We start from the raw sequence: 3441 nt of genomic DNA on the forward strand, positions 1-3441 counted from the left end.
CCTCCTCCATCACCGACAAAAATCTCTCACGCTTGCTCTCTCTCTTCACCATGCTCTGCTCAAAATTGCTGAAGCCAAGTTGACAGTCTTTGCTCATGGAGCTCCAAGATTGCTCCCTTCATTATGATACATCCTCTCCCCATTCCCCAGGTTTTCCTTAGCTTCGGTCATGTAGACAGGAAAAATTCCTACATATGGGTTACCGTAATTGACCGACTGCACAGCATCTTTAATTTCAGCATAACGCTTCTCGGCGCTCGCAACAGAGGTGTTACGACGATGGTCCGCATCACGATGAACGAAAAGCAGGTCTGGCAGAACGGACAGTCCTTCCAAACCTTCTCTCACTTTATTGGTCAAAGCAGTTCCAGAGTGGAAAGTAATACCTTCTGCCTTTGTGGCGCCATGCTGAATCAGAAACCGCTGAATGTGATGCACCAACACACCATCAGATGCCTCCTCGCAGATCAACAAGAATCTAACAATCATTGTACCTCCTCACAAGTTGTGGGAAAGCTGAGCTGTACATATTCCGAGGATATTTGTAGATAAGACTGCAAGTTCAGCTTTCCTACTCCCGGAGATTGTCTTTCTCCGTCATTGCCACTTCGCTCACGCCAGGAACCTTGTAAGGGATAGCATTTGAGAAGGAAGATAATATTCCCTGCAGGGCTTCTCATCGCTGAATTTTCGGCCAGGACTAAATCGTTTCTGTTTTGAAGTTGAATGAAATACGGTGAATGAGTTACCACGATCACTTGTCGCAATGGGTTGTCGGGAGCGACGGCTTCCTTTGGATCGACTGCTACATCGTGGAGCAATCGGTTCATGGCGTTGAGTTTTGCCGGATGGATGCCGTTTTCCGGCTCTTCCATGCAGAGGACTATACTTTCGTCGACAGTTTTGGACAGCGCCGCCAAGGCCAGGAACCGCAGTACCGTCCGAGATGGAGTTGGCCTGGAGCTTCAAGCCCGAATGCTCCACAATCTCCAAAATCAGTTGTTGTGGCGCTGCTTGTCTTCGTCCACGCTCACCCCTTTGTACCGGCACCAGTTCCGATAGGCGGCTCGACACCTGCCCGTAAACGTCGTATTCAGGATTATCTTGTGCTGCTGCATGGGCCAGGTGCTGCAACGTTGCCGGGATATAGGCGCCGGTGGCAGGGATACCTGGCGGTTGTGTGGTGTGGTCCGGGCGTCGCATGGCGGCTGGATCAAGGGCCAGGATGCGCCAACTGCGCATCTCGTTCCGTGCGGCCAGGATGGTGGGGGTGAACGAGGTGTTTTCTGTGCCGATGATGGTCTTTGCGGCCATGGTTGGCGGGGGATGGCCATTCCCTGCCTCTTGAGCCTCCATCCTGATGGACAGAGATGGCTGCCTGCCCGGTTGTGGGATCCGGTTTGGTTGAAATAAAGCCAGCACCCCTGCGATTATTGTGAACTACGCTGGTCAGGAATTTGTTTTTCTATTTGGGAATTTCAAGTGACGAACTGCCTCGCCTTTGCGGATATGGTCCAGGCTCTCACTTTCCAGAAGCAATCCTCCCAAAAAGCCGGTGATGGGAGAAGGCTCTGCATACCGAAAAGCGATCTCATATCGCAAAAACGAAGACGACACTTTAGCTTCGCGACCAAAATCATCGCGCACCGTCTTATTGACAATTATCTCTGCCAAAAATCGCGTACAGGAGCTGCGTTCCCCAGTGCCCAAGAATAGCAAGTCTTATATATTTTCTGTCTCTTAATCTGCATTCCGTATTTGCAGTCCCGCCTCATTAATGATATGGTCAGTGAGTAAAGGAAGAAAGAGGATAGCATCAAAGATGTTGGACTTGCTGGCTCCGTTAGGACCAGCGATGCAAGTGTACGGCCCGAAATTCCAGGGAAAAATTCAACAGGTTTTTGAATCCGTCCACTTCCAAACGGGTCAGCATGATCCTTTCTCCTCCTCCACCAACTCATCAATCTCCCGGGCAAACTCTTCCTCCCCACTGCCCACGTCGGTGGCATCCTGTTCCGGGTAGATGGTCAAGTTCGCGTAGGTGCGCCCAAAGCTGAGATCGGGATACCGCTGCCGTTGCTCACAGAGGCGCTCCAATTTCTCAAGGAAGTCCTGCACCTGGGGGTAGTTGTCAAAGGCGAGGCGGCGCTCCAGCCGAGGGGGTCGTTGCCGCTGGCTCCAGGCGGGGTTAAGGGATGAGTGGTTGTCCATGGGTTCAATGGTGACCGGCGGTGCGGATCGTCTTGGGATCGCTGGCGGGCAGCGCCGTGAGTTGGGCCTGACGCAGCCGCTCCAGCCACGCCGTGCAGTGTTCCCGGTTGGCGCCCTGGTGCCGGGGATCCGGATCATCCAGGGGATAGGGCATGGTGCCGTTGATGGCCCCGTTGGTGACGCAGAACATGGCCTTCTGGAAACTCATGCAGATTTTCACATGGATGTCCACCACCCCCCGACCCTGGCTCCGGTACGAGGCCTCCAGTTCATGGGGCAGGTGGCGGTACATGTCTTGCATCAGCAGGCTGGGGGGAATGCCGGCCCCCATGGTGGGCAAGGGATCTGCAAACAAGGCCCCATAGGCAAATTGCCCCTGGTCGTGGGGGATTTGCGTGGCCTGGGCATTGAAAGAGAGGGTGCCCAGGAAAGGCATGCCCCGCAGAAAGACGGCCTCCACGTAGGGAACCGCCACGTCCACGAGAAAGGTGAGATGGGCATCCTCCGGCAGGATGGCCACCGTGGCGTCATGCAACTGTACGGTGTAGCGAATGGGCAGACCGGCGGCGGCCACCAGCCCCGTCTTCACAAACTCCACAATGCTGGCAACGGAGGTGATCCGCCCCTCCCGGTGGGCGCGGGCCAAGTCCAGGAACAGGTCACTCATCACCCGCCAGAACTGCCCCAGGGCATGGGTGGTGGCGGCGGAGCGGATCAGCTCCGGCAGGAACTGGGGAAAGAGGGCGCTCAACAGTCCCAACAACGGGTCATGGCGCCGCTTGAGGCGGACCACCTGCTGACAGATGTCGGCGAAGCGCCCACTCTCCAGGAAGGCGTCCAGCCCGCCGGTGCCATGCCAGAGCATGGCCTTCTGGCAGTACTCTGCATATTCAAAGTTAATGCGATCATGGTTGAGATGACGCCACAATCTACCCAGGCTCAGGTCACCGTTGAAAAACCGGAATACGGGAAAGGGATTCAGGAATTGCTGCTCCCCCTGGTAGATGAGGTTGAGGCTGTAGGCATCCAGCACCTCCCCATAGCTCTCCAGCACCCCCACCACCTCCAGCACGTGGGTGGGGGATTCCTCCAGCAAGGGCAGACCGCCCAGCAGCCGCTTCAGGAGCGGGGACAGGACATTGGAGGAATCATCAGCCGTCATGTCCCATGCCCTCCAGAAGGAAGTCGCTTGTTGCTGCTTGGTTGGTGCTAGCCATGGTGAAGCTGGTG

At 55.6% G+C, this 3441-nt stretch carries 4 protein-coding genes; all 4 read right to left on the reverse strand.

Annotated features, from left to right (window positions below):
- Positions 1-93: 93 nt before the first annotated feature.
- Positions 94-474, reverse strand: coding sequence for a hypothetical protein (locus FLM9_RS05330; RefSeq protein WP_143324615.1), 381 nt, complete (start codon positions 472-474; stop codon positions 94-96).
- A gap of 11 nt (positions 475-485) precedes the next feature.
- The gene (locus FLM9_RS08745) at positions 486-920 is read right to left on the reverse strand and encodes an AAA family ATPase (RefSeq protein ID WP_180365311.1); all 435 of its coding nucleotides are present in this window, start codon (positions 918-920) and stop codon (positions 486-488) included.
- A gap of 1006 nt (positions 921-1926) precedes the next feature.
- A complete protein-coding gene (locus tag FLM9_RS05340; RefSeq protein WP_074457600.1) occupies positions 1927-2211 on the reverse strand; it encodes a 4a-hydroxytetrahydrobiopterin dehydratase family protein in 285 nt (94 codons plus the stop codon).
- Between the two features lie 4 nt (positions 2212-2215).
- A complete protein-coding gene (locus FLM9_RS05345) occupies positions 2216-3373 on the reverse strand; it encodes a CO2 hydration protein (protein ID WP_074457601.1) in 1158 nt (385 codons plus the stop codon).
- Positions 3374-3441: the final 68 nt, after the last annotated feature.

The organism is Candidatus Synechococcus spongiarum, assembly GCF_900047545.1.
Classification (GTDB): Bacteria; Cyanobacteriota; Cyanobacteriia; order PCC-6307; family Cyanobiaceae; genus Synechococcus_B; species Synechococcus_B spongiarum_C.